Below are 1398 nucleotides of genomic sequence, written 5' to 3'. Positions count from 1 at the left end.
CAGGGTAAGCGCATCTAATTTTGTGCTTAAGAATACAGATTATTTTACTGTAGTAAGAGTGATGCACTAAATAGGAGCATGAAATGTGTTGAGTAGTACGCTAATAAGCAAAGCGTTTAGTCACATGGGGCTGTTTCATGGGATCAGGTTTCAATTCTGCTCGTTCAAAGCACAAAAACTTAAAACCTGTGCGTGTGCCCAGTGCCATAGCAGTAATAGAACAGATGCACTCGCTCTTTAGTGAGATAGAAGACCCCCGTGTAAAACGTACCCGTGCCCACCTGTTAACAGATATCTTAATCATCGGAATTTTATCAGCGATCGCAGGAGGTAAAGGATGGGAAGATATGGAAAACTATGGAATGAGCAAACTTGATTGGTTAGGGGAATTTTTAGCTTTACCGAATGGTATTCCTTGCCCAGATACCTTTAGGCGAGTATTTGAAAAGATTAACCCCAAAGTATTTGAGCGTTGCTTTCAGAAATGGGTACAGTCAATAGTCGAAACGCTTGGGGCACAAGTAATTCCCATTGATGGCAAGACTCTCAGAGGTTCTTACGACAGAGAACAGAAGAAATCAGCCTTACATTTAGTCAGTGCATGGGCAAGTGAGTATCGTCTTGTTCTGGGGCAAGTCAAAGTAGCTGATAAATCGAATGAAATCACAGCGATTCCGGCGCTATTAGAGTTACTTGACCTAGCTGGATGCATCATTACCATTGATGCAATGGGAACACAGACTGCGATTGCGGCTCAAATATATAATGCCTCTTCAAATTATGTCTTAGCACTCAAAGCTAACCACCCTACACTTCATGGGCAAGTTGAAGCTTGGTTTGAACAAGCGCAAGCTCAAAAATTTGAGGGGATCATCTTTAGTTACGACGAAAGAGTAGAAAAGGGACATCATCGCACTGAAAAACGACAAGTTTGGACTGTGCCTATTTCTCAATTACCTCCACTGCACCAACAAGCTGATTGGTTGGGTCTCAAAACCGTTGTAATGGTTGTGCGGGTGCGACACTTATGGAACAAAACTACCCGTGAGGTTCAATTTTATTTAACGAGCTTAGACAGTGATGCGATTACCTTGGGACGGGCTATTCGTCTTCATTGGGGCGTTGAAAATAGTCTACATTGGACAATGGATGTCACTTTTAATGAAGATGCTTGCCGTGTTCGTACCGGACATGCACCACAAAATCTGGCTCTGCTGCGACGAATTGCCCTTAATAGTTTGAACCGAGAACAATCTTTAAAACGCAGTAATCGCCAAAAATCGAATCGAGCCGCAATGGATAATAACTACATGCTTACTATTCTTGCTGCTTGTTTATCTCAACATGATGATGTCTCAGAATCCGCTTGTCAATAGTGTTTGAGACGCGCTTACCCTG

At 42.6% G+C, this 1398-nt stretch carries 1 protein-coding gene; it reads left to right on the top strand.

Annotated elements, in window-relative coordinates; translation table 11 throughout:
• Window positions 1–137 precede the first annotated feature (137 nt).
• A complete protein-coding gene (locus AC1F2U_RS34680) occupies window positions 138–1376 on the top strand; it encodes an ISAs1 family transposase (protein ID WP_480265268.1) in 1239 nt (412 codons plus the stop codon).
• Window positions 1377–1398 lie beyond the last annotated feature (22 nt).

The organism is Nostoc sp. LEGE 12454, assembly GCF_056620565.1.
Note: the sequence above shows the minus strand (reverse complement) of the source record. Positions and strands in the feature narration are given on the sequence as shown.